Below are 21766 nucleotides of genomic sequence, written 5' to 3'. Positions count from 1 at the left end.
TCTATTTACCGCTATCCTCAAGTAAATCCCGGAGCTTTCTTCTTAAAATCTTCTTAGACGCATTTCTTGGAATTTCATCAATGTGCAATACTCTTTTTGGAACCTTATACTTTGCAAGCTTCCCCAAGCAATATTGTATGATTTCCTCTTTATCCAGCCTATCTCCGGCAACAAAGGCAACAGGGACTTCCCCCCAAACCTCGTCCTTAACGCCAATAACACCTGCATCAACTATGCCCGGATGAGAAACTAACACCCCTTCGATTTCGGCAGGATAAATATTTTCACCGCCAGAAATAATCAAGTCAGATCGCCGGTCGAGGACATATAAGAATCCTTCTGAGTCCATATAGCCGATATCTCCAGTAGAAAGCCAGCCGTCATTAATTTTCCTCACCGTTTCATCTTCACGATTTAAGTACCCCTTCGTTACATTTGGGCCTTTCACTAAGATTTCTCCTGCTTCCTCAGGCTTTGCGATTCCCCCATCTGCAGCAGCAATATAAAGCTGAGAGGGAAACAGGGGCTTTCCGGCAGATCCGAGTTTGCTAAAGCTGTACTCCGGAGCCAGTGTGACAATCTGTGAAGAGGTTTCCGTCATCCCGTATGTTTGATACACAGGAATATCTTTCCCCCTGCAAACCTCAAGCAAGGTTTTTGCTGCAGGGCCTCCACCTAAAAGCATGCACCTGAAATAATCCGGAAGCTTTTTATCTTGAAGGTCATCCGCTATCCTTGTTAGCATCGTACTGACAACAGACATAATGGTAACTTTTTCGCTATGAATTGCTTCAATGGCTTTTTTCTCATCAAATGATTCAAAAAGCACCATTTTCATGCCATATATAATGCTGCGCATGAGAATGGAGTACCCGCTAATATGAAAGAGGGGAACCATGCAGAGCCAGCTATCGTTTTCACTTAACCCCAGATTCAGTGCAGAACCAATCGCACTCCACCAGTGGTTTCCGTAAGTTTGCAGGACACCTTTTGGATTTCCCGTTGTACCGGACGTATACATAACCGTGCATACCTCATCAAGGCTAATCTCTTCTACAATTTCAGGATCGGTGTAAGAAGAGTCAAATAAATTTTCCTTAATAATGGCAGATACAGCTGTTGCGGAATCGGTGATATTTTGACTTACCTCTTCAAAGGCATTTTCAGTTAACAGGTAGGCTGATTGGGAATCATTCACCTGCCATATCAATTCCTTTGCTGTCAGCCTGTTATTTAATATGACTGCTTTTACGTTAATCAGCTGTAACGCCATTAGAATAAAAGCTGTATCAGCATGATTCCGGAGCAGCACCCCGGTATATTGTCCGCTCCTTAACCCCGCTGCCTGCAACTGCCCGGCAATGGTATAAGCCCGTTTATATACTTCTGAAAAGGAATAGGTTTTGCCTGAAAAATGAATGGCAGGGCGTTCGGGGGTTAAAAAAAATCTTTTAAGAAGAAAGTTAGGCATTATCTGCGTTTCCATCATAAACACCCCTTTTTTATGTAAAAGTAAGCTTCATCTCTTTTATATAAAGGCTCTGTTAAATTTGCCTGTTGATTTCAGCACGAGGCACTCCCTTTCCGCGGGCGGTACGACGCTCCTCGTCCCTTTGCTCCTGCGGGGTCTCCCTTTGATCCGCACTCCAGCAGGACATTGAATAAGCTTCCACGAATAAACACCGCACGAAGAAAATGCGCTAGCATTTTTGAGGATCTCGTGCCTTCCGCTCCAATCAACAGGGTGCAAAAAAAAAGCTTTAACAGAGCCTATATAAAAACAGCCTGATGGGACAAGCCATCAAGCTGTTTAAGAAAAGCGCAAGGTGCCGGCCTATCGGCGACCAGCATAAGACAAGCCGGCTGAAAGGTTCTTTAACCTTTTAGACGGATTGGCTTATGACCTCGAGCCGATGTCGCCTGGCGCTAGACAGTTATCAAAGTTCAAAGAACCTTTTTTTATAACCTTTCAAATCAAGGGAAACGAGGGAACTGGCCGAAATCCGGCTTACGCTTTTCTTTGAACGCGTCGCGGCCTTCTTTAGCCTCGTCAGTTGTATAGTAAAGAAGTGTTGCATCACCGGCAAATTGCTGGATTCCTGCAAGTCCATCAGTGTCAGCATTGAAGGCAGCCTTCAAGAAGCGGATAGCTGTTGGGCTCTTTTCAAGAATCTCTTCACACCACTGAATTGTTTCCTCTTCCACTTTATCCAATGGCACAACTGTATTGACAAGACCCATATCCAAAGCTTCCTGAGCGCCATACTGGCGGCACAGATACCAAATTTCGCGTGCTTTCTTATGTCCGACGATCCTTGCAAGATAACCTGAACCATATCCCGCATCAAAGCTTCCAACCTTAGGGCCGGTTTGTCCGAACACAGCGTTATCGGCAGCAATGGTTAAATCACATACGATATGAAGAACATGTCCTCCTCCGATCGCATAGCCTTTTACCATTGCAATAACAGGCTTAGGAATTACACGGATTAAGCGCTGCAGATCAAGAACATTTAAACGAGGGATCTGGTCATCGCCTACATATCCGCCATGTCCCCTTACAGACTGGTCTCCGCCTGAACAAAACGCTTTGTCTCCGGCACCAGTTAGGACGATGACACCGACATTTTCATCATCACGCGCGTAAGCAAACGCATCAATCAATTCCATTACGGTTCTCGGTGTAAATGCATTGTGGACTTGCGGTCTATTAATCGTAATCTTGGCAATTCCATTGTATGTTTCATATAAAATTTCTTCGTATTGTTTTCCTGCAATCCATTCTACTGCTGACATACATGAATCCTCCTTATGTATTAAAAATTCGCGTTTTTTGCCGCATCCTTCTTCTGCATTATGTGACAGGTTTCCTGCTTATAAATGCAGGCTTTCCATCTTGTCAATCAGTTTTCAACGGTTTGCGACAAAAACCCACTTACTATTGTACCAAATTTTTCAGGTTTCTCCACATGAATTGCATGTCCGGCATCTTCAACTGATATCCATTGGCCATTTGGGAGGATCTTCGACATTTCGCCGGCAATCCTGCAAAACTTTTTGTCTATACTGCCAGTGATTAAAAGGACAGGGGATTCAACATTTGAAAGCTGCTCCCACCAGGATGGCTGGGAGCCCGTCCCCATCCCTTTTAGGCTGTTGGCCAGGCCCTCAATAGAATTATCCAAACGCTGCTTTCTTATTCCTCCGCGAATATCATATGGGAGTTTTTTTTGGCTTTCAAACAAAGGAATGTTCTCCCAAAACTCAACAAACCTGGAGATTCCTTCTTCTCTGATTTTTTCAGCCAATTTCTCATCCTGAAGACGCCTGGCTTTTCTCTCATCCTCTGTACGAAGCCCTGGAGAGGCGCTTTCCAGGATTAGCTTCCGTACCTTTTGGGGATATTTAATGGCAAACGTGAGTGCGAGTCGCCCGCCCATTGAGTAGCCCAGGATATCAATCTTCTCAATCCCCATTTTTTCTAAAAGATGATTAATCGCGTCTGCAGATTCCTCCATTCCATATTGGGCAATATCAGCTGGTGATTCCGTGTTGCCATGACCGATAATGTCTAAAGCAATGGCTGTGGAATGATCCTTCCAGAAGGATTCAAACTCTTTCCAGCTCTCTCCGTTTCCAGTAAAACCGTGCAATAGGAGTAGCGGAAACCCATTGCCCCAAGTATCGACATGATAGCGGACCCCTTTTATGACATAATTCACCGGCATTCACCTCTCAAGCAATCGACTTATTTCCCGGGAAACAGAATCCCACAAATCTCGATGCTCAGTCAGGTTTTTGTCCCGATTTGTCGTAATCTCCATAACCTTTATGCCCTTTGCATCAGTGTTCCGTTTGAATGTGGAAATAAAATGTTCCCAATCAGAAATCAAATCATATTGCCCGCCGTACATGGTGATCGCATGTCCAAATTCCAGATCAAGCGGTGTTCCAAACAGTTTTTCGAAGTTCTTTGGATGGTTCGCTTGCGGAAGGAATGAAAAGATGCCGCCGCCATTGTTATTGATCAATAAAATATTGATATCTATTCCATAGAGCTTTGATGCAATTAATCCATTTAAATCATGAAAGAACGTAAGATCGCCAAGAACGAGATACAGCGGCTGTGACAAGGTGCCAGCACCAAGGGCTGTTGATACGGTACCATCTATTCCGTTGGTACCTCTGTTCGCCATCACTCTTATATTCTTTTCATTGAAATGGAAAAACGTGTCCAAATCCCGAATCGGCATACTATTGCCAACAAAAAGTGTGGAGCCTTCAGGAAGCATTTCGGATAGCTGGTAAAATAGCTTCCCTTCACTTAGGTCTTCCACTTTATTTATATCAGCCAATCTGGACCGGGTTATCTGATTGATTTCCTTCCACAAAGAAAAAAACTGATCATCCTTGCCGGCATTTAAAGAAGGAGTAAGCGACTTACAAAATAGTGTTTCATCACAATGTATCATCTCAGTGGAAAGCAATGCCGGATCACGCCAGCCGCCGCCGCCATCAACAATCAATTGGCGGGCATCACTGTTTTCTTTCATAAAGATTGTCAAAGGCTTTGACACAGGCATTGCACCAAAGCGAATAATAACTTCAGGCTTAAGGGCCTTCTTTGTGTCTTCATTTTTCAAAAAGCTATCATATGTATCAATAATCCAGCAGCCATCATGCATACCGCTTCTTAGTTGAGATAGCGGGTCAGCAATAATAGGGAAGTTGAGTTTCTCCGCAAGCTGAATGACAGCGTCAGGGAAACCAACTTTTTCCAGAGGGCCGCATACGATTATGCCTCTGCTGGTTGTGTTTAAGCTCTCCGCTATTTCCCTGTACTCATCTTCCCGAAGGCCAAGCTGACCTGTTTTAATGTTTACAAAACCATCTTCGCGCTCATTCAGTTCAAATAAATCTTTTCGATCGAGCTGCGGCACCAATGGTTCTCTGAATGGAAAGTTGAGATGAACCGGGCCTGCAGGGGAGCGCTGTGCCATTGAAGCCGCCCTTGCACATACAGTTCGGGCATAGCGCAGCATTTCTGCTGTATTTTCCGGAGGTGCCATTTCAACGAACCACTTAACATTTTTTCCGTATAAATGAATTTGATCGATTGCCTGTGGCGCACCTACATCCCTTAACTCGTGGGGCCGGTCGGCAGTCAAGACCACCAGTGGAACTCTTGAATAATTGGCTTCTACGATGGCAGGGTAATAATTGGCAGCCGCAGTACCGGATGTACATAGCAAAGCGGCTGGTTTTTGGGAAGCCTTAGCGATTCCCAACGCAAAAAAGGCAGCTGAGCGTTCGTCTACATGGATATGCACACGAAGCTCAGGATGCTCTGCCATCACCATAGCCATCGGGGTAGAACGGGAGCCGGGACTGACCACGACATCCTCTACCCCGCTTTTTACCAATTCCGCAACAAAAGCGGCAATATATAAAGTTAACGCTTCCTGATGATTCATTATTTATTACCCCCAAGAGCCGTAAGCATTGGACGGAACTTAATCTTTGTTTCCTGGTATTCGCTTTCGGCATTTGAATCCTGAACTACTCCACAGCCGGCAAAAATAGATGCCTCATTACCCTGAATCAAACCTGATCTGATGGCAACAGCATACTCACCATTCCCTTTAAAGTCCAGCCATCCTAGTGGAGCGGCGTAAAAGCCCCGATCCAGTTCTTCTACCTCTCTTATTTTTTCTACGGCTTCATTTTTAGGCAGTCCACCAAGAGCAGGAGTTGGGTGCAGGCGGTCTACTAAAGCTAATAGAGATGCGTCATCCCTTGTTTTTCCAATAACAGGGGTGTAAAGATGCTGAATGTCTCTCATTTTCATCAGCTGCGGCTTATCCGGAAGCTCAACTTCTGTACAGGATTCCTCCATCGCTTCTTTAATCATGTCCACCACATATTGGTGCTCGGTCAGGTTCTTTTGATCACTTAATAAGGCATCACCAAGAATATGGTCATCCTCTTCTGTTTTACCTCTTGGAATGGATCCTGCCAGGCAAGTGGTAAACACTCTTTCACCGTATTTTTTGATCAGCCGTTCTGGAGATGCCCCAATAAAGCAATCTCCATTTGATTCAAAAGCAAAGATAAAGCTCTCTTTTTGAAGCTTCATTAGATTTGTAAGCACATGTTCAATCTCAATCGGCTTTTCAAATACGAGCCTGGATTCCCGTGCAAGCACAACCTTTTTTAAAGAACCTGTTTTTAATTCCTCAACAATATCTTCAACCGTATTCATCCACTTTTCCGGATCGATATCCGCTTCCTTAAGCAGGACATTTCCCGGCTCCGGCAAATGACTCTCTATAGAGGTCAATACTGCTGCGCGTTCAGCGCCAACCTTTTCGAAAAGAGAAAGGTCATCATGCTGGGTACAAACAACATTGGTTGTTAAAAAAGTCTGTCCCTTAACTTCACTATACATAAAGGTAGGTACATGAAAGAGGGAATCAGAATACTTCGACCATAGCTTTGTTTTCTCTTTTAATGGATCAAAAGAAAAGCCGCCAAACATAACGGGACCTACTGCATTTCCGGTATATGGATTGAAAACAATACTATCATCTATAAAACGCTTCCATTCCTTTTCAACACGATCAAATCGCCCAGCACTTTGATCTGACTGAATTTGTTTGCATACACCGAGACCGATAATGTAAACTTCACCAGAAGGATCCTTCCAGAAAAAACGTTCACCAAAAAAACGGCTCTTTCCTGCCGCATAAAAAGAAAGGGGGTCTATATGATTTATTTTTTGAACTTCACTCACTAAAACAGGCTTCGATAAGGCCTTTGCCCGCTCGATCGCCTCTTGGATCCCTTCTTTTAGTTCCGTATCTTGTATCGTAACCAAAAAAATCCCTCCAATAACAGCCCAGAATGGCCATTATCCTACTTTAAACTTATTCTAAGATACACCTCAGGATTGGAGAATGTCAATGATGTCAATCACTGCAATCCTTTTTATATCCATATTATATTATAGCTTACTTTAGGCTCGGGTATATGAAATACGCTCATTTTAAGCCAATGGAAAGCGATGCTTCTCCTTAGCCCAAGGAATTCTCGAAAGACTAACTTTAATCTTCCCCTTTTAGATGGAAAATACCGCCTCCGTTTACGGGAAAAATACGTTGACACCCCTTTAATCTTTACCTACACTTAAGTTGGTTCATGATTTCCATATGAAGTATTTCTTTGACAATACCCTGGGAATCGGTTAAAATAAACAAGTTTGATTGAAGCAATAAAACCTTACATTACAGAATATAGATTAAACAAGGGGAGAGTTATAATGCAACCACAAACGCAGACCAGTTTTCCGCCTGCCTCCAATTCAAGGAACTGGAGAGTTTGGTGGCAGTTGACAAGACCTCACACTCTTACAGCCGGTTTCGTTCCGGTTCTGCTTGGAACGGCTTTAGCAATGGAAATGACAGAAATTCACTTCGGATTATTTTTTGCCATGCTCGCAGCAAGCCTCCTAATCCAGGCTGCTACCAATATGTTTAATGAATATTACGATTATAAACGGGGACTGGACACAGAAGAATCAGTCGGAATTGGCGGAGCGATCGTTCGTGAAGGGATTAAACCACAAACTGTATTAAACCTGGCATTTGGTTTATATGGTATTGCCATACTGCTTGGCTTTTATATTTGCATGAGTACCAGCTGGTGGATAGCGGTTATCGGGCTGGCTTCCATGGCAGTCGGATATTTGTACACAGGCGGTCCACTGCCAATTGCCTACACACCGTTTGGCGAGTTATTTGCCGGGTTTTTTATGGGTATGCTGATCATCCTTATTTCATTTTACATCCAAACGGGAACAGTGACTTCTAGAAGCATCCTCGTTTCCTTCCCAATTCTGATTCTTGTTGGTGCGATCCTGCTGGCCAACAATATCAGGGACTTGGATGGAGATAAAGAATTTGGCCGTAAAACGCTGGCGATTTTATTAGGAAAAAAAGGCGCAATTAACCTGCTGGCCGGAATGTTTATTGTGTCATATGCATGGGTATTTGCCTTAATCGCCATGAACATCATTTCTCCATGGCTTGCCATTGTCGTTATTAGTGCTCCAAAAGCTGTTAAAGCAACAAAAGGATTTATCGGCAAAACACTGCCATTGCAGATGATGCCTGCCATGAAGGCTACGGCACAGACAAATACCATCTTTGGATTTTTATTATCAGTAGGCCTGTTCCTTGGCTACTTCTTATAAAATTACTTTAACCTCTGCTTCTTAAAGCAGGGGTTTTTTGTTTGGAAAAAAACAACAGAAAACGCCATCCAGGTTTCGCTTCGTCAATAACGGGTATTTTTTATTCAAGGAAGAATATTCGCCCTGCCTTATACAATGAAGACTTTCTTCCGTTATGATTTTGCCAATAACGTCCATACTAAACCCATATGGACTATGTTTTATGTATTTTAAATCGGCGCGGCACGAGCGTTCGGACAAGCTTCAGCTCGGGATTTAGAAGCTGAATAGCTAGCTCGGCCTATTTATAAAACATTTGTAAAGACACCATGATACCAATCTGAGAAGGATGTGACATATTATGTTGAGCAATGAACAAATCAGCAGCTTAAAAAAGGAATTGAACGATGAAAAAAGATCACTGGAAGCTCAGCTTCAAGGCAATAAAGAAGGAATCCTGGAAAGTGCGAGTGCCAGAGATACAGTGGGGGAACTGTCCCTTTATGACAACCACCCCGCTGATATGGGCTCTGAACTTTATGAACGCGAAAAGGATTTCGCTTTAGAAGAGCACCATGATTCCGAATTGAATAAAGTTAATGCTGCACTGAAGGCAATCGAGGACGGCTCTTACGGAAAATGCAAAGAGTGCGGAACTGAAATTCCATACGAACGACTTGAAGTACTTCCTGCAACTCTTTACTGTAAAGAGCATAGCCCGGAGCAGAATGTGCCGGGAGACCGCCCTGTGGAGGAAGATGTTCTTGAACCTGCACACGGCAATACATTTCAGCATCATCAATTCAGAGAAGTTGTCGACAACGAGGATAGCTTTCAGGAGGTTGCCCGCTTCGGTACTTCCGAGACTCCTTCAGACTTAAGGGGGGACTACGAAGACTATAACTCCCTTTATAATGAAGGACATGATGATGAAGGCTTTACTGAGGATTATGAAACCTTTGTCGGAAATGACATGGAAGGCAAGCAAAGAAAAATCTACCCTTCCAAAAAGCAGGAAGAGTACGAAGCAATGCTCGATGAGAATGATATCGAAGCATCTTATGGGGATGTTCCATATCATGAAACAGACGGCTATGTAGATGACGATAAAGAGTAAATAAAAGCGATGCCCCGCTGAGGGAGCATCGCTTTTTATATGTCAATTGGCAAAATAAGATTACCTATATATGCTTTTGTATTTAAAGCTTGGATTCAATATCCTGGATAATCTCATCAATCGTATCAGAAACATCATTTGTACGGCGTGCAATGGAGATGCTGAATTCCAGCAGTTCTTTATAATTTTTCACCGGAATGGATTCATTTGTCTTTTCGAATTCATTTAGTTGCAGTCCAATATTCTGAAGATGCAGCAAAACTTCTTCCATAGATCCCTTCTCGATTTGGTACATTTAACAGCTTCCCCCTTAATATCTATTGATTTCATTATCAGGGTTTTTAAACCTTTTTTAAAGTGGCAATTATTGCTAATACTGAGTCGCTGCTTCGTTCAATAGAGTAAAACGGCCTTCCGTTGGAAATATTATTTTAAGAATAACTTGGTGGGAGGCCTATTATGTCATTACAAAATAAAGCCGAATGTTTTTCCGAATATGACAAGCTTGAGCAAGTCGTATTATGTGAACCGCAATATATGACCATTTTAGATACTATTAATGAAACACAAAAGCATTATAAAAAAGAAGGCATCGATATTGAACGGGCGATGAAGCAGCACAGGCACTTTGTCAGTGCATTAAAGGAACAGGGGGTCGATGTGGTGCTGCTTCCTCCTCTTGAAAAATACCCGGAACAGGTGTTTACCAGGGATATTGGCTTTACTCTTGGCGAAAAGGTATATGTAGCCGAAATGGCTGCTGATATCCGTCAAGGGGAAGAAAACGTCCTAAAACAATGGCTGGAACAGCAGCAAATCCCTTTTTACAATTTAACTGGAGACCGGATTGAGGGGGGAGATGTCCTCATTGATGGGAAAACGATCTATGTTGGTGTGAGCAACCGGACTTTTGAAGAAGCAATCGAACATTTGCGAAGCCTCCTTCCTGAATATGAGATCATATCCATTCCTTTTACGGATACATACCTCCACCTGGATTGTGTCTTTAATATTATTTCACCAGAAGAAGCCCTTATTTTTCCAGGAGAAATCCATGGGGAAAAAGTCAAAATGCTTGAGTCCCGGTATGATCTGATAAGAGTATCAGAAGATGAACAGTTTACACTCGGAACTAACGTCCTCTCCATCGGCAATAAAAAAATCTTCAGCCTTCCTGTCAATAAAAATGTAAATAAAGAGCTCCGCGCAAGAGGTTATGAAGTTATCGAAGTAGACATAACCGAGATCATCAAATCCGGCGGAGCCTTCCGCTGCTGTACGATGCCGGTTAGGCGAGGCAAGGGATCATAATATAATGTTCTAGGGCTCCCTGTGGGTGCCTTTTATTTTGTTATTTTTTGTGGTGAGCTTGGAGACTTTTTGGAGTAACCTTGTTTATTAACGACGTTTGCACCAGGTTATTTTGGTAGTTAATCAGAACGATAAAAAAAACAGCCCTTCCACCTCCGGAAGGGCTGCTGCTCAACACCTATTTATTCATTAGTTCAATACCTGCAGGCTTGATATTCCAAATCTCCCGCGCATACTCGCTGATCGTGCGGTCGCTTGAAAAATAGCCTGAGCCAGCGATATTCATTAAGCTCATTTTTAGCCAGCGGTTTCTGTCTTCATAAGCTTTTCCCGCCTCTTTTTGAATATTCACGTAAGAAGCGAAATCTCTTAATACAAAATACTGGTCATTTTCCATCAGCAGGGAATCAAAAATCGGTTCGAATTCATCATCCACTTCAGGAAAAAAGCCGTTCGTAAGCTGATCGACCACCTGGCGGATTCGTTTATCATGATGAAAATATTCTCTGGAGTTATATCCGCCATTTTGATAATAGCTTAATACCTCATCCGCTGTTAGCCCGAAGATAAAAATATTTTCATCTCCCGCTTTTTCTTTTATTTCAATATTGGCTCCATCCAGCGTTCCTACTGTCAAGGCACCATTCATCATAAATTTCATATTACCCGTTCCGGACGCTTCCTTGCTTGCAGTTGAGATTTGCTCACTAATATCAGCAGCAGGGAAAATTTCTTCCGCAAGAGAGACCCGGTAATTTTCTAAAAAGACCACTTTTAGCTGATCCTTTGTATATGGATCATGATTTACCTTTTCAGCAACGGTATTAATTAATTTAATAATCTTTTTTGCATAATAATAGCCCGGGGATGCCTTTGCTCCAAAAATAAAGGTCCGGGGATGCATGCGAAAATTAGAGTCTTCCTTTAGCCTGTTATATAAATGCATAACATGCAGAATATTTAAAAGCTGGCGCTTGTAAGCATGCAGCCGCTTTACCTGAATATCAAAAATGGAGGAAGTATCTACAATAATGCCATTCTGCTCCTCAATTCGCTTTGCCAGTCTTTCCTTATTCCTTTGTTTAATCTGGTGCAATTGCTCGAGAAAAACTCTGTCATTCTTAAAATCTGCTAATTCACTAAGCTTTTCAGGATCACGAACCCAGCCGGCCCCAATGCTTTCGGAAATGAGATCTGACAATAGCGGGTTGGCTTTAAGCAGCCATCTTCTATGGGTGATTCCATTTGTTTTATTATTGAATTTATCTGGAAAAATTTCATAAAACTGATTCATTTCCCGCTTTTTTAAGATCTCTGTATGCAAAGCCGCTACTCCATTTACGCTTGAGCTGCCAACAAGGGCAAGGTGAGCCATTTTAACCTGATCATGCGCTATGATGGCCATATCCTCAATTCTCTTCCAGTCACCGGGATACTGTTCCCAAAGCTGGCGGCAGAAGCGCTCGTTTATTTCATTTACAATCATATAAATGCGCGGCAGCAAAGGCTGGAAAATGCGGATAGGCCACTTCTCCAAAGCCTCTGAAAGAGTCGTATGATTCGTATAAGCAATCGTATTAACGGTAATATTCCAGGCCTCTTCCCAGCCCAAGCCCTCTTCATCAAGTAAAATACGCATCAGCTCGGGAATGGCCAGGACGGGGTGAGTATCATTGATATGAATGCTGACATACTCATGAAAATCTCTTAAACTATTATGCTGCTTTCGGTAGGAACGTACAATTGAGCGGATGCTGGCCGACACCAGAAAATACTGCTGCTTTAAACGCAAAATTTTCCCTTCATCATGAGTATCATCCGGATACAAAAACTCGGATACCGATTCAGTTTCGCGCTTGTATTTTAGAATATCATGGTTAACAGGATACGGAGACGGTTCTGCATTCCAAAGCCTAAGTGTATTAATCGTATCTGTCTTATAGCCTACAACAGGCATATCGTATGGAACAGCAGAGATGGTCTCGGCATTTACATGGCGAAATACTAGCCGCCCGTCTTCCTCCGCAGTTTCCACCTTGCCCCAGAATGGAATCTCAATCGCAAGGTCCGCTTTTCTAACCTCCCAAACATGGCCGTTTCGCAGCCATTGCTCTGGAAGCTCCACCTGATAGCCGTCCACAATCTTTTGTTCAAATAAACCATGCTTATAACGGATCCCGCAGCCATGTCCCGGCAAATTTAACGAAGCCAGCGAATCCATAAAACAGGCTGCCAAACGTCCAAGCCCGCCATTGCCGAGTCCGGCATCCGCTTCAATTTCCTCCAAGCGGTTCAGGTCAATCCCTAAATCAGCCAGGCCATCCTTGACAACCTCTTCGATTCCTAAGTTGATTAAATTATGGTGAAGCAGGCGCCCCAGTAAAAACTCAATGGACAGGTAATATACCTGCTTTTCCCGGTCGATGCGGTATCGTTCATTGGTGTTAATCCACTCTGTACTGACATGCTCCCTAATCATATTGCCGAGAGTAAAATAGTGGTCTCTCTCCGTGCTTTCGCCAAAGCTTTTCCCACAGGTCATCTCCAGCTTCTTCAGGAATTCCTCTTTGAATTCGTCCCGATCAGAAAACATGGCTTTCACTCCTTGAGACAAGACCTGCATAAAGCTGATTATATTTAAATGCAGATTGCGCCCAGCTGTTATCCATTCCCATGGCATTTTTCATAATTTGCACCCACATCTGGCTGTCACCGTAAAATCCAACTGCTCTTCGAATGGTGTACAGCATATCATGGGCATTAAAGTTGCTGAAGGAAAAACCGTTTCCTTCTCCTGTAAATTCGCTAAAGGCCTGTACGGTATCATTTAATCCGCCTGTTTCCCTGACAATCGGAATCGAGCCATATTTCATCGCAATCATCTGCCCCAATCCGCAAGGCTCAAATTGAGAAGGCATTAAGAATAAATCAGAACCAGCATAAATTTTATGTGCAAGTCCCTCATCAAATCCGATATACGCTTTGCACTTAGCAGGGTAACTGGCTTCCATTTCCCTAAAAAACTGCTCAAACTCAGGATCCCCTGTTCCAAGAACCAAAACTTGAACATCCTCCTGCATTAGGTCATGGAATACACATTTAACAAGATCTAAGCCCTTTTGCTTTGTCAGCCTTGTAACCATGGCAATTAGAGGGATATCTTCTTTCACAGGCAGGCCGAATTTCTCTTGCAGGTGCTTTTTATTTGCTTTCTTAGATTCTAATTTCTCAAGGGAATATGTTTTATAAATAAAAGGATCTTTGCCAGGATGATAAAATTCATCATCAATCCCATTTAAAATTCCTTCGAGATCTGAGGATCTCCGCTTTAACAAATCATGCAGCTTTTCACCGTAATACTCTGTTTGAATCTCATCCTTATACGTTGGGCTCACTGTTGTGATTTTATCAGCAGCAACGATTCCGCCCTTCATAAAATTGATATTACCGAAGAACTCAAGCTTGTCGGGGTGGAAATGGCTATAGTCCAACCCTAATAAATCCCCTAAAGCCCCCTGCGGCATAATCCCCTGAAACTGCAAATTATGGATGGTAAATACTGTGCGGATGAATTCATAGCCTTTTTTCGCACGGTATTCAACCCGCAGCAGAAAGGGAACCATTCCTGTATGCCAGTCATGGCTGTGAATAACGTCCGGATAGAAATCGATATGATGAAGCGCATCGAGTACAGCCCGGTTAAAATACGCAAATCTCTCCCCGTCATCAAAATAGCCATATAAATTTTCACGGTTAAAATAATACTCATTGTCAATAAAATAAAATGTTATTCCCTGATATTCCAGCTCTTCAATTCCGCAATACTGGTTTCTCCATCCCACCTGTACTGTAAACTCGCATTTTCTCGACATTTTTTCTTTAAAATCCTCTGAAATGGAACCATATTTGGGAAGGATCACCCGGACATCGGTGCCCTGCTTAGCCAGCTCCTTTGGGAGAGAACCAGCTACATCTGCAAGTCCGCCGGATTTAACAAATGGAACACATTCAGAAACAGCAAACAATACTTTCACGAGTTCATCAGCGCTCCTTGTATGGTACCTTTCCGGATAACTAGAGGCATATTATGTGTACCCTCTATCTTGGCACCGGATTCTACCTTAACATCTTTATCTAAAATAACTGAGTCTAAAACACAGTTTTCACCGATTTGCGATTTTTGCATAATAATACAATTTTTCACTACCGAGCCTTTGCCGATTTTGACGCCTCTGGAAATGATACTGTTTTCGACCACCCCTTCAATCATGCATCCATTTGCGATCATGGAATTATGAGCGCTGGCTCCTTTTATATAACGGGTTGGTGGTTCATCCTTTACTTTCGTATAAACCGGCTGGCTGCGCTTAAAGATCATTTTCCAGGCTTGAGGCTCCAAAAGACCCATACTTGCAGCAAAATAAGCATCGATTGAATCAATCATAACGGCCAAGCCGGTATATTCATAATTGCATATCGTGTAGGAATGGTGGATATCTGTAACCACATCGCTCATGCAAGTGTACCCAGTTTCATTTCTCGTTTCTATTAAATTGATAAGCAATGAAGTTTTAACCAGATACATTTCAAGCGAGCGACCATCCTGGCGTACGACTGTAATGTCGCACCCTGTATTTATATGCCTCTCCAGAACCGGCCTAAAATCCATATTAAAAACGGTAAAGCAATTGGAGATCAAAGCATACTCTTGCTTGCTTCGGTAAAAGTAATCCAAGTTGGCGGCAAAATGATTAAATGAACCAATTCCCTTGCTCGGGCTATCCAGCAGCGGGGACGGAAAAAAGAATAGGCCATCCCTTTTCCTGTTTAGATCCCAGTTCTTTCCTGAACCTAGATGATCCATTAAAGATCGGTATTGATACTTCGGAAAGATAGCGACACTTTCTATGTCCGAATTCACCATATTGGATAAGACAAAATCAATTAGCCTGTAACGGCCGGCAAAGGGAACAGCTGCGAGCGACCTGTGCACTGTCAATTCCTCTAATTCTTCATGGTAGGTTGTTGCGTCTATCACACCAAGCATTCTATTCTTCATGAAATTCCCTCCCGAAAAGTTGGTCAAGAAGCCGTTTCCGGCATCCAGGCATATATCTATTAGTTACGAACAAATTCCCTGTATCATTTCCTGAGTGATTAAGATAATTTCATCTATATCTTCCGATGCACTGATCACAAACCCATCAGGTACCTTCATTCCGCTTGGCACAATCGCCTTCTCAATGTAGACATTCTTGCCTATTACTGCATCAGGCATGATTACGGATTCCCGGATGACAGATCCTTTCCCAACCAGCACTCCCTGGAACAGGACTGATTTTTCAACTTCCCCTTCAATGGTACAGCCTTCATTAATCAATGATTCCGCTACCTCTGCTTCAGGTGAAATATATTGTGGCGGATGATTTGGATTAACAGAATAAATTCTCCAGTCATGATCGAAAAGATTCAACTCGCATTCATCATCCAGCAAATCCATATTTGCTTCCCACAGGCTTTTAACTGTTCCAACGTCCTTCCAGTATCCATTGAATGGATACGCAAACAGCTTTTTATTTTCGTCAAGCATAAGAGGAATAATATCCTTGCCAAAGTCATGGTTTGATTCAGGATTCCGGTCGTCCATTTCCAAATATTCCTTTAAAACAGACCAATTAAAGATATATATTCCCATCGATGCGAGATTATTTTTAGGAAAAGCTGGTTTCTCATCAAATTCAGCGACCCTCATATCTTCACTCGTGTTCATGATGCCGAACCTGCTTGCCTCAGGCCAAGGCACTTCAATGACCGAAATCGTTGCATCCGCGCCTTTTTCAATATGGTATTCCAGCATCAGCTCGTAATTCATTTTATAAATGTGGTCACCTGATAAAATGAGGACATATTCAGGATCATATTGCTTCAGATAGTTTAGGTTCTGATAAATAGCGCTTGCTGTTCCTGTATACCACTTGACTTCCGAGGATTCACTGTAAGGCGGCAGCACAGTCACCCCGCCATTTTTTCTATCCAGATCCCATGCACTTCCAATGCCAATATAAGAATTTAGCACAAGCGGCTGATATTGAGTTAGAACACCTACTGTATCAATGCCGGAATTCGTACAATTGCTTAATGTAAAATCAATAATCCGATACTTCCCTCCAAAGGGGACAGCCGGCTTTGCAAGACTCTTCGTCAGCGAACTAAGCCTGCTCCCTTTCCCCCCTGCTAACAGCATGGCTACGCACTTTTTCTTTCCCATTTCCCTTCCTCTCCTTCCGATGTTTTACTGGACGCAAAATTGAAATGCCAAATGGCGGAATAGACATTTTCATGCTGAATGGTTTTCCATGAAACTCTTTTTCCTCTGTCTTAAGCACTTTTTTATTAATACAATTGGAGCCTCCATAGCTTTCACTGTCACTATTAAAGACTTCCCGGTATGAACCTTGATTTGGAACACCAACACGGTAATCGTGATATAAAGCAGGTGTAAAATTGCAGACAATGACAAGGAAATCATCCTCTTTTGCTCCTTTTCTGATAAAGGAAAAGATGGACTGGCTTGAATTATTAACATCAATCCATTCAAAACCATCTTGCAGATGATCCAGCTCATATAGCGGCTTAGAGCGTTTATAAACCTTTATCAGCTCTTTCACATAGTCATTTGCTTTTTTATGCATCTCATAATCGAGCAAGTGCCAATCAAGCTGTTCTTTATCCTTCCATTCAGAGAACTGTCCAAGTTCGCTCCCCATAAAAAGAAGCTTCTTTCCAGGATGTGCAATCATATAGCCAAGAAGCAGCCTGAACTGGGCAAATTTCTGCCAGTAATCACCCGGCATCTTATCGAGCAGCGATTTTTTCCCATGAACAACTTCATCATGGGAAAGCGGAAGAACAAAGTTCTCCGTAAAAGCGTACAAAAGGGAAAACGTCATTTTCCCATGAACGGCGGAGCGCTTATCAGGCGCTGTTTCCATATATGTAAGCACGTCATTCATCCAGCCCATATTCCACTTGTAATGAAAGCCTAGCCCGCCATAATGGACCGGTGAAGTCACCTGTGGCCAATCTGTTGAATCTTCTGCCATCATCAAAAACGAGGGATCATATTGAGAGACAGCTTTATTTAAGTTCTGCAGAAAACGGACACCAAATGGATTCTCCTTTTCTCCGTTCCGGTTTGGCCAATAAATGATATTTGCAACCGCATCAACCCGGAAGCCATCAATATGATAGTTTTCCATCCAAAAAACAGCATTGGAGATAAGAAAGCTTTGCACTTCATTTTTGCCAAGATCAAAATTGGCTGTTCCCCAAACACGATTTTCTCTGTCTCCTTCAGTCTCGTACTCATACAAATAGGTTCCGTCAAACTGATAAAGGCCATGGGCATCCTTGCAAAAATGCCCTGGAACCCAGTCCAGTATCACAGCAATCCCATGCTGGTGGCACTGGTCAACAAAATACATAAGCTCATGCGGAGTCCCATATCTGCTTGTTGCCGAATAATAGCCCGTTCCCTGATAGCCCCAGGAGGCGTCGAGCGGATGCTCAATGACAGGAAGCAGTTCAATATGGGTAAAGCCATGCTCCACTGCATAAGGAATCAGTTCATCTGCAAGCTCCGTGTAAGAAAGCAGGCTGCCATCTTCTTTCTTTTTCCAGGACCCCAAATGCACCTCATAAATAACAGCAGGCTCTGAATAAATCTTCTTCTTCTCCTTTTTCTGCATCCATTTGCTATCATTCCATTGATAGCCTTCCAATGAATACACAATAGAAGCCGTATTGGGTCTGACCTCTGAATGGAAGCTGTACGGATCTGACTTTAGTAAAACAATTCCTTCCTTTGTTTTAATTTCATACTTATACAAGGCACCCTGCATGTCTTCATCCAGCTGAATAAACCAAACACCTTCATTATTCACTCTATGTAAGGTATAGCCTTCTCCATTCCAATCATTGAAATCACCGACTAATCTGACAATTTCAGCATTCGGTGCCCAAACACAAAAACAGGTAAAAACTCTTCCATCTTCCTCAACTACATGAGCACCAAATAACTGATGGCTCTCAAAAAATGTTCCTTCATGGAACAAATGCAGCTGATAATCGGTTGGAAACAAAGTATCCACTAGCATCCTTCTCCCCACCCAGTCTCAAATTCTTATGACTTTCCTTTTATATTCGTGCAAGGAAGAAAAAATCCTTGTAAAAGTTTTTTTAATTTTATGACAGTAACGTTCAAAATGCGCTAAAAACCGGAACGTTTTTACTTTATTCAGCAGCCTTCGACATAATCTGGAACAAACTTAGACAAAATAACACAAACTATGCAAGCAAAAAATGAAGGGAGAATAATATTTTGAGTAATAAAGAAGAGGAATTTTTAGTAAACGAGGCAAATAAAGACCAAGTGAAGATTCCACTATTTGAAGCACCTGATGGAAAAATCCTGGCCACAGGAGATATGTTCAGAGGACCATACACAGGGATTTATTCGGAAATTGATTTGAATAACCCAGGGAATAAGCTGAGTGAGAAGGAAGAGAAGTTTGATTAGGAGGTAAAACACACTTTTAAACAAAGGGAGTGTTAGCCTTGCCGTTAAGCACTGCTCCAATACACAGGTGCTAAAATAAGTGTTAAGCTTTAACACAGACGAAAGAAAAAGGACAACAAAAAAGCTGTCAACATGATGTTGACAGCTTTTTTGTATGACCCCTACGGGATTCGAACCCGTGTTACCGCCGTGAAAGGGCGGTGTCTTAACCGCTTGACCAAGGGGCCAATATATGGCGGAGAAGGAGGGATTTGAACCCTCGCGCCGGTTGCCCGACCTACACCCTTAGCAGGGGCGCCTCTTCAGCCACTTGAGTACTTCCCCATATATGGCTCCGCAGGTAGGATTCGAACCTACGACCGTTCGGTTAACAGCCGAATGCTCTACCACTGAGCTACTGCGGAACATTAGTATATATCCCTAAACTTTGATAAGCTTAGCCGAATGTCCTCATCTCAGGAGGTTCATTCAAGGAGTGGCTCGATGAGTACAACTCGAAGCAAATTCTTGAAGCTTATGCTCGTTGCTCTACCACTGAGCTACTGCGGAACAATCAAAATGGTGGGCCTAAATGGACTCGAACCATCGACCTCACGCTTATCAGGCGTGCGCTCTAACCAGCTGAGCTATAGGCCCATTTTGGAGCGGGTGAAGGGAATCGAACCCTCATCATCAGCTTGGAAGGCTGAGGTTTTACCACTAAACTACACCCGCATTAGTTTGTATAAATGGTGGCTCAGGACGGAATCGAACCGCCGACACAAGGATTTTCAGTCCTTTGCTCTACCGACTGAGCTACTGAGCCATATAAAATTAGTAATCCTAAAGCTTGAGACATGTGCTCCAAAGCACTGCGTTCTTTGTTGCAGATTTTAAAAGCATGCCATTCAGGGATGTTAATGCTTCGTAGCTGCATTCTTTTAAAATCCTCTACCGACTGAGCTACTGAGCCATAAAGCTATTTAAAAAAGAATGGCGGTCCGGACGGGACTCGAACCCGCGACCTCCTGCGTGACAGGCAGGCATTCTAACCAACTGAACTACCGGACCAGATTGCGGGGGCAGGATTTGAACCTGCGACCTTCGGGTTATGAGCCCGACGAGCTACCGGACTGCTCCACCCCGCGACAATAATATTAAAATAATGGAGGAGGAAAGGGGATTCGAACCCCTGCGCGGTTTGACCCGCCTGTCGGTTTTCAAGACCGATCCCTTCAGCCGGACTTGGGTATTCCTCCGTATAAAGTGAAAATGGTGGACCTTGTAGGACTCGAACCTACGACCGGACGGTTATGAGCCGTCTGCTCTAACCAGCTGAGCTAAAGGTCCAGCTTCGTTTTTAAAAATGGTAGCGGCGGAGGGGATCGAACCCCCGACCTCACGGGTATGAACCGTACGCTCTAGCCAGCTGAGCTACACCGCCAAATTGATATGATATTTATGGTGGAGCCTAGCGGGATCGAACCGCTGACCTCCTGCGTGCAAAGCAGGCGCTCTCCCAGCTGAGCTAAGGCCCCATTTAGTAACTAGTGGTCGGGAAGACAGGATTCGAACCTGCGACCCCTTGGTCCCAAACCAAGTGCTCTACCAAGCTGAGCTACTCCCCGTTTATATGGCGCGCCCGAGAGGAGTCGAACCCCTAACCTTTTGATCCGTAGTCAAACGCTCTATCCAATTGAGCTACGGGCGCATATTTACAATTCAACTGGTGCCGAGGACCGGAATCGAACCGGTACGGTAGTCACCTACCGCAGGATTTTAAGTCCTGTGCGTCTGCCAGTTCCGCCACCCCGGCAATTAAATGGAGCGGAAGACGGGATTCGAACCCGCGACCCCCACCTTGGCAAGGTGATGTTCTACCACTGAACTACTTCCGCAAAAATAAATGGTGCGGGTGAAGGGAGTCGAACCCCCACGCCTTGCGGCGCCAGATCCTAAGTCTGGTGCGTCTGCCAATTCCGCCACACCCGCATATTTAAATGGTGAGCCATGAAGGACTCGAACCTTCGACCCTCTGATTAAAAGTCAGATGCTCTACCGACTGAGCTAATGGCTCATAAAAAATCTCGAAGAGATTTAAGAGAAAATGGTGCCGGCGAGAGGACTTGAACCCCCAACCTACTGATTACAAGTCAGTTGCTCTACCAATTGAGCTACACCGGCAGCTTGTACATTTAAATTTAATGGTGGAGGATGACGGGATCGAACCGCCGACCCTCTGCTTGTAAGGCAGATGCTCTCCCAGCTGAGCTAATCCTCCATTATTAAAGCCCGGCAGCGTCCTACTCTCACAGGGGGACAGCCCCCAACTACCATCGGCGCTGAGAAGCTTAACTTCCGTGTTCGGTATGGGAACGGGTGTGACCTTCTCGCTATCGCCACCAGACTATTTTTCAAAGACAAGTTTTATTATACCGTCTTTTTAAGATTTTTCAAGAGGAAATTTAATATTTTTCGTTCCCTCAAAACTAGATAATGAATGAAGAAGAATTGCCGAGTAACACCAATGACTTGGTTAAGTCCTCGATCG

General features: G+C 43.4%; 15 protein-coding genes, 20 tRNA genes and 1 rRNA gene. 4 read left to right on the top strand and 32 right to left on the bottom strand.

The window, feature by feature from the left end; translation table 11 throughout:
* Position 1: 1 nt before the first annotated feature.
* From J7I93_RS19385 to J7I93_RS19365, 5 genes are all read right to left on the bottom strand, one after another.
* The gene (locus J7I93_RS19385; protein WP_214727683.1) at positions 2 to 1486 is read right to left on the bottom strand and encodes an o-succinylbenzoate--CoA ligase; all 1485 of its coding nucleotides are present in this window, start codon (positions 1484 to 1486) and stop codon (positions 2 to 4) included.
* 488 nt (positions 1487 to 1974) lie between these two features.
* Positions 1975 to 2796: a 1,4-dihydroxy-2-naphthoyl-CoA synthase gene (gene menB, locus J7I93_RS19380; protein ID WP_214727659.1), complete on the bottom strand. Its 822-nt coding sequence runs from the start codon at positions 2794 to 2796 to the stop codon at positions 1975 to 1977.
* 107 nt (positions 2797 to 2903) lie between these two features.
* Positions 2904 to 3728 carry a 2-succinyl-6-hydroxy-2,4-cyclohexadiene-1-carboxylate synthase gene (gene menH, locus J7I93_RS19375; RefSeq protein WP_214727657.1) on the bottom strand — a complete coding sequence of 275 codons (825 nt, stop codon included), beginning with the start codon at positions 3726 to 3728 and terminating at the stop codon, positions 2904 to 2906.
* Positions 3729 to 5474: a 2-succinyl-5-enolpyruvyl-6-hydroxy-3-cyclohexene-1-carboxylic-acid synthase gene (gene menD, locus J7I93_RS19370; RefSeq protein WP_214727655.1), complete on the bottom strand. Its 1746-nt coding sequence runs from the start codon at positions 5472 to 5474 to the stop codon at positions 3729 to 3731. It abuts the gene before it with no gap.
* Positions 5474 to 6877: an isochorismate synthase gene (locus tag J7I93_RS19365; protein WP_214727653.1), complete on the bottom strand. Its 1404-nt coding sequence runs from the start codon at positions 6875 to 6877 to the stop codon at positions 5474 to 5476. Before J7I93_RS19365 ends, menD begins: the two co-directional genes overlap by 1 nt.
* Positions 6878 to 7318: 441 nt before the next feature.
* Between J7I93_RS19365 and J7I93_RS19360 the strand changes: the two genes are divergently transcribed.
* Entirely contained in the window at positions 7319 to 8251 is a 933-nt protein-coding gene (locus tag J7I93_RS19360; RefSeq protein ID WP_214727651.1) for a 1,4-dihydroxy-2-naphthoate polyprenyltransferase, read from the top strand.
* Positions 8252 to 8591: 340 nt separating this feature from the next.
* Positions 8592 to 9347: a TraR/DksA C4-type zinc finger protein gene (locus J7I93_RS19355; RefSeq protein WP_214727649.1), complete on the top strand. Its 756-nt coding sequence runs from the start codon at positions 8592 to 8594 to the stop codon at positions 9345 to 9347.
* An 82-nt stretch (positions 9348 to 9429) separates the two neighbouring features.
* Here the strand turns inward: J7I93_RS19355 and J7I93_RS19350 are convergent, their stop codons facing one another.
* A complete protein-coding gene (locus J7I93_RS19350; RefSeq protein WP_110066403.1) occupies positions 9430 to 9642 on the bottom strand; it encodes a hypothetical protein in 213 nt (70 codons plus the stop codon).
* Positions 9643 to 9806: 164 nt separating this feature from the next.
* Here J7I93_RS19350 and J7I93_RS19345 point away from each other — a divergent pair, with 164 nt between their 5' ends.
* Positions 9807 to 10658, top strand: coding sequence for a dimethylarginine dimethylaminohydrolase family protein (locus tag J7I93_RS19345; RefSeq protein ID WP_214727647.1), 852 nt, complete (start codon positions 9807 to 9809; stop codon positions 10656 to 10658).
* Positions 10659 to 10836: 178 nt separating this feature from the next.
* Here J7I93_RS19345 and J7I93_RS19340 read toward each other — a convergent pair whose 3' ends face one another.
* The 5 genes from J7I93_RS19340 to glgB all read right to left on the bottom strand — a co-directional run bounded on the left by J7I93_RS19340 (position 10837) and on the right by glgB (position 18814).
* Positions 10837 to 13251 carry a glycogen/starch/alpha-glucan phosphorylase gene (locus J7I93_RS19340; protein WP_214727646.1) on the bottom strand — a complete coding sequence of 805 codons (2415 nt, stop codon included), beginning with the start codon at positions 13249 to 13251 and terminating at the stop codon, positions 10837 to 10839.
* Positions 13241 to 14692, bottom strand: coding sequence for a glycogen synthase GlgA (glgA, locus tag J7I93_RS19335; protein WP_214727644.1), 1452 nt, complete (start codon positions 14690 to 14692; stop codon positions 13241 to 13243). Before glgA ends, J7I93_RS19340 begins: the two co-directional genes overlap by 11 nt.
* Complete coding sequence (locus tag J7I93_RS19330) at positions 14689 to 15717, bottom strand: GlgC family sugar phosphate nucleotidyltransferase (RefSeq protein ID WP_214727642.1); 1029 nt, start codon at positions 15715 to 15717, stop codon at positions 14689 to 14691. Before J7I93_RS19330 ends, glgA begins: the two co-directional genes overlap by 4 nt.
* A 63-nt stretch (positions 15718 to 15780) precedes the next feature.
* Complete coding sequence (locus J7I93_RS19325; RefSeq protein ID WP_214727641.1) at positions 15781 to 16926, bottom strand: glucose-1-phosphate adenylyltransferase; 1146 nt, start codon at positions 16924 to 16926, stop codon at positions 15781 to 15783.
* Positions 16868 to 18814: a 1,4-alpha-glucan branching enzyme gene (gene glgB, locus J7I93_RS19320; protein ID WP_214727639.1), complete on the bottom strand. Its 1947-nt coding sequence runs from the start codon at positions 18812 to 18814 to the stop codon at positions 16868 to 16870. The genes J7I93_RS19325 and glgB overlap by 59 nt, the downstream gene beginning before the upstream one ends.
* 224 nt (positions 18815 to 19038) lie before the next feature.
* Between glgB and J7I93_RS19315 the strand changes: the two genes are divergently transcribed.
* The gene (locus tag J7I93_RS19315) at positions 19039 to 19236 is read left to right on the top strand and encodes a hypothetical protein (protein ID WP_214727638.1); all 198 of its coding nucleotides are present in this window, start codon (positions 19039 to 19041) and stop codon (positions 19234 to 19236) included.
* Between the two features lie 155 nt (positions 19237 to 19391).
* Here the strand turns inward: J7I93_RS19315 and J7I93_RS19310 are convergent.
* The 21 genes from J7I93_RS19310 to rrf form a co-directional block, all read right to left on the bottom strand.
* Positions 19392 to 19463 (bottom strand) — tRNA-Glu (locus tag J7I93_RS19310).
* 6 nt (positions 19464 to 19469) lie between these two features.
* Positions 19470 to 19560: transfer RNA gene (locus J7I93_RS19305), tRNA-Ser, on the bottom strand.
* Between the two features lie 5 nt (positions 19561 to 19565).
* Positions 19566 to 19640: transfer RNA gene (locus tag J7I93_RS19300), tRNA-Asn, on the bottom strand.
* A 155-nt stretch (positions 19641 to 19795) separates the two neighbouring features.
* A tRNA-Ile gene (locus J7I93_RS19295) sits at positions 19796 to 19872 on the bottom strand.
* A 4-nt stretch (positions 19873 to 19876) separates the two neighbouring features.
* Positions 19877 to 19950, bottom strand: a tRNA-Gly gene (locus tag J7I93_RS19290).
* A gap of 15 nt (positions 19951 to 19965) precedes the next feature.
* Positions 19966 to 20041 (bottom strand) — tRNA-Phe (locus J7I93_RS19285).
* Positions 20042 to 20209: 168 nt separating this feature from the next.
* Positions 20210 to 20286, bottom strand: a tRNA-Asp gene (locus J7I93_RS19280).
* 3 nt (positions 20287 to 20289) lie between these two features.
* A tRNA-Met gene (locus J7I93_RS19275) sits at positions 20290 to 20363 on the bottom strand.
* Positions 20364 to 20381: 18 nt separating this feature from the next.
* Positions 20382 to 20474 (bottom strand) — tRNA-Ser (locus J7I93_RS19270).
* A gap of 14 nt (positions 20475 to 20488) precedes the next feature.
* A tRNA-Ile gene (locus tag J7I93_RS19265) sits at positions 20489 to 20565 on the bottom strand.
* A 17-nt stretch (positions 20566 to 20582) separates the two neighbouring features.
* Positions 20583 to 20659, bottom strand: a tRNA-Met gene (locus J7I93_RS19260).
* Positions 20660 to 20677: 18 nt separating this feature from the next.
* Positions 20678 to 20753: transfer RNA gene (locus J7I93_RS19255), tRNA-Ala, on the bottom strand.
* Between the two features lie 13 nt (positions 20754 to 20766).
* Positions 20767 to 20843 (bottom strand) — tRNA-Pro (locus J7I93_RS19250).
* 6 nt (positions 20844 to 20849) lie between these two features.
* A tRNA-Arg gene (locus J7I93_RS19245) sits at positions 20850 to 20926 on the bottom strand.
* A 16-nt stretch (positions 20927 to 20942) separates the two neighbouring features.
* Positions 20943 to 21031, bottom strand: a tRNA-Leu gene (locus J7I93_RS19240).
* Positions 21032 to 21038: 7 nt separating this feature from the next.
* Positions 21039 to 21113 (bottom strand) — tRNA-Gly (locus J7I93_RS19235).
* Positions 21114 to 21122: 9 nt separating this feature from the next.
* Positions 21123 to 21207, bottom strand: a tRNA-Leu gene (locus J7I93_RS19230).
* Between the two features lie 9 nt (positions 21208 to 21216).
* Positions 21217 to 21292: transfer RNA gene (locus J7I93_RS19225), tRNA-Lys, on the bottom strand.
* Positions 21293 to 21323: 31 nt separating this feature from the next.
* Positions 21324 to 21399, bottom strand: a tRNA-Thr gene (locus tag J7I93_RS19220).
* A gap of 21 nt (positions 21400 to 21420) precedes the next feature.
* Positions 21421 to 21496: transfer RNA gene (locus tag J7I93_RS19215), tRNA-Val, on the bottom strand.
* 9 nt (positions 21497 to 21505) lie between these two features.
* Positions 21506 to 21622: ribosomal RNA gene (rrf, locus tag J7I93_RS19210) — 5S ribosomal RNA — on the bottom strand.
* Positions 21623 to 21766 lie beyond the last annotated feature (144 nt).

This window comes from Bacillus sp. ISL-47, from assembly GCF_018613175.1.
Classification (GTDB): Bacteria; Bacillota; Bacilli; order Bacillales; family Cytobacillaceae; genus Cytobacillus.
The sequence above is the reverse complement of the archived record's forward strand: the minus strand, read 5'-3'. Positions and strand labels throughout refer to the sequence as shown.

Excerpts from the sequence above, each read along its gene's own strand:
- J7I93_RS19385 (WP_214727683.1), bottom strand. The coding sequence starts at position 1,486 with ATGGAAACGCAGATAATGCCTAACTTTCTTCTTAAAAGATTTTTTTTA.
- menB (WP_214727659.1), bottom strand. The coding sequence starts at position 2,796 with ATGTCAGCAGTAGAATGGATTGCAGGAAAACAATACGAAGAAATTTTA.
- menH (WP_214727657.1), bottom strand. The coding sequence starts at position 3,728 with ATGCCGGTGAATTATGTCATAAAAGGGGTCCGCTATCATGTCGATACT.
- menD (WP_214727655.1), bottom strand. The coding sequence starts at position 5,474 with ATGAATCATCAGGAAGCGTTAACTTTATATATTGCCGCTTTTGTTGCG.
- J7I93_RS19360 (WP_214727651.1), top strand. The coding sequence starts at position 7,319 with ATGCAACCACAAACGCAGACCAGTTTTCCGCCTGCCTCCAATTCAAGG.
- J7I93_RS19355 (WP_214727649.1), top strand. The coding sequence starts at position 8,592 with ATGTTGAGCAATGAACAAATCAGCAGCTTAAAAAAGGAATTGAACGAT.
- J7I93_RS19350 (WP_110066403.1), bottom strand. The coding sequence starts at position 9,642 with ATGTACCAAATCGAGAAGGGATCTATGGAAGAAGTTTTGCTGCATCTT.
- J7I93_RS19345 (WP_214727647.1), top strand. The coding sequence starts at position 9,807 with ATGTCATTACAAAATAAAGCCGAATGTTTTTCCGAATATGACAAGCTT.
- J7I93_RS19340 (WP_214727646.1), bottom strand. The coding sequence starts at position 13,251 with ATGTTTTCTGATCGGGACGAATTCAAAGAGGAATTCCTGAAGAAGCTG.
- J7I93_RS19330 (WP_214727642.1), bottom strand. The coding sequence starts at position 15,717 with ATGAAGAATAGAATGCTTGGTGTGATAGACGCAACAACCTACCATGAA.
- J7I93_RS19325 (WP_214727641.1), bottom strand. The coding sequence starts at position 16,926 with ATGGGAAAGAAAAAGTGCGTAGCCATGCTGTTAGCAGGGGGGAAAGGG.
- glgB (WP_214727639.1), bottom strand. The coding sequence starts at position 18,814 with ATGCTAGTGGATACTTTGTTTCCAACCGATTATCAGCTGCATTTGTTC.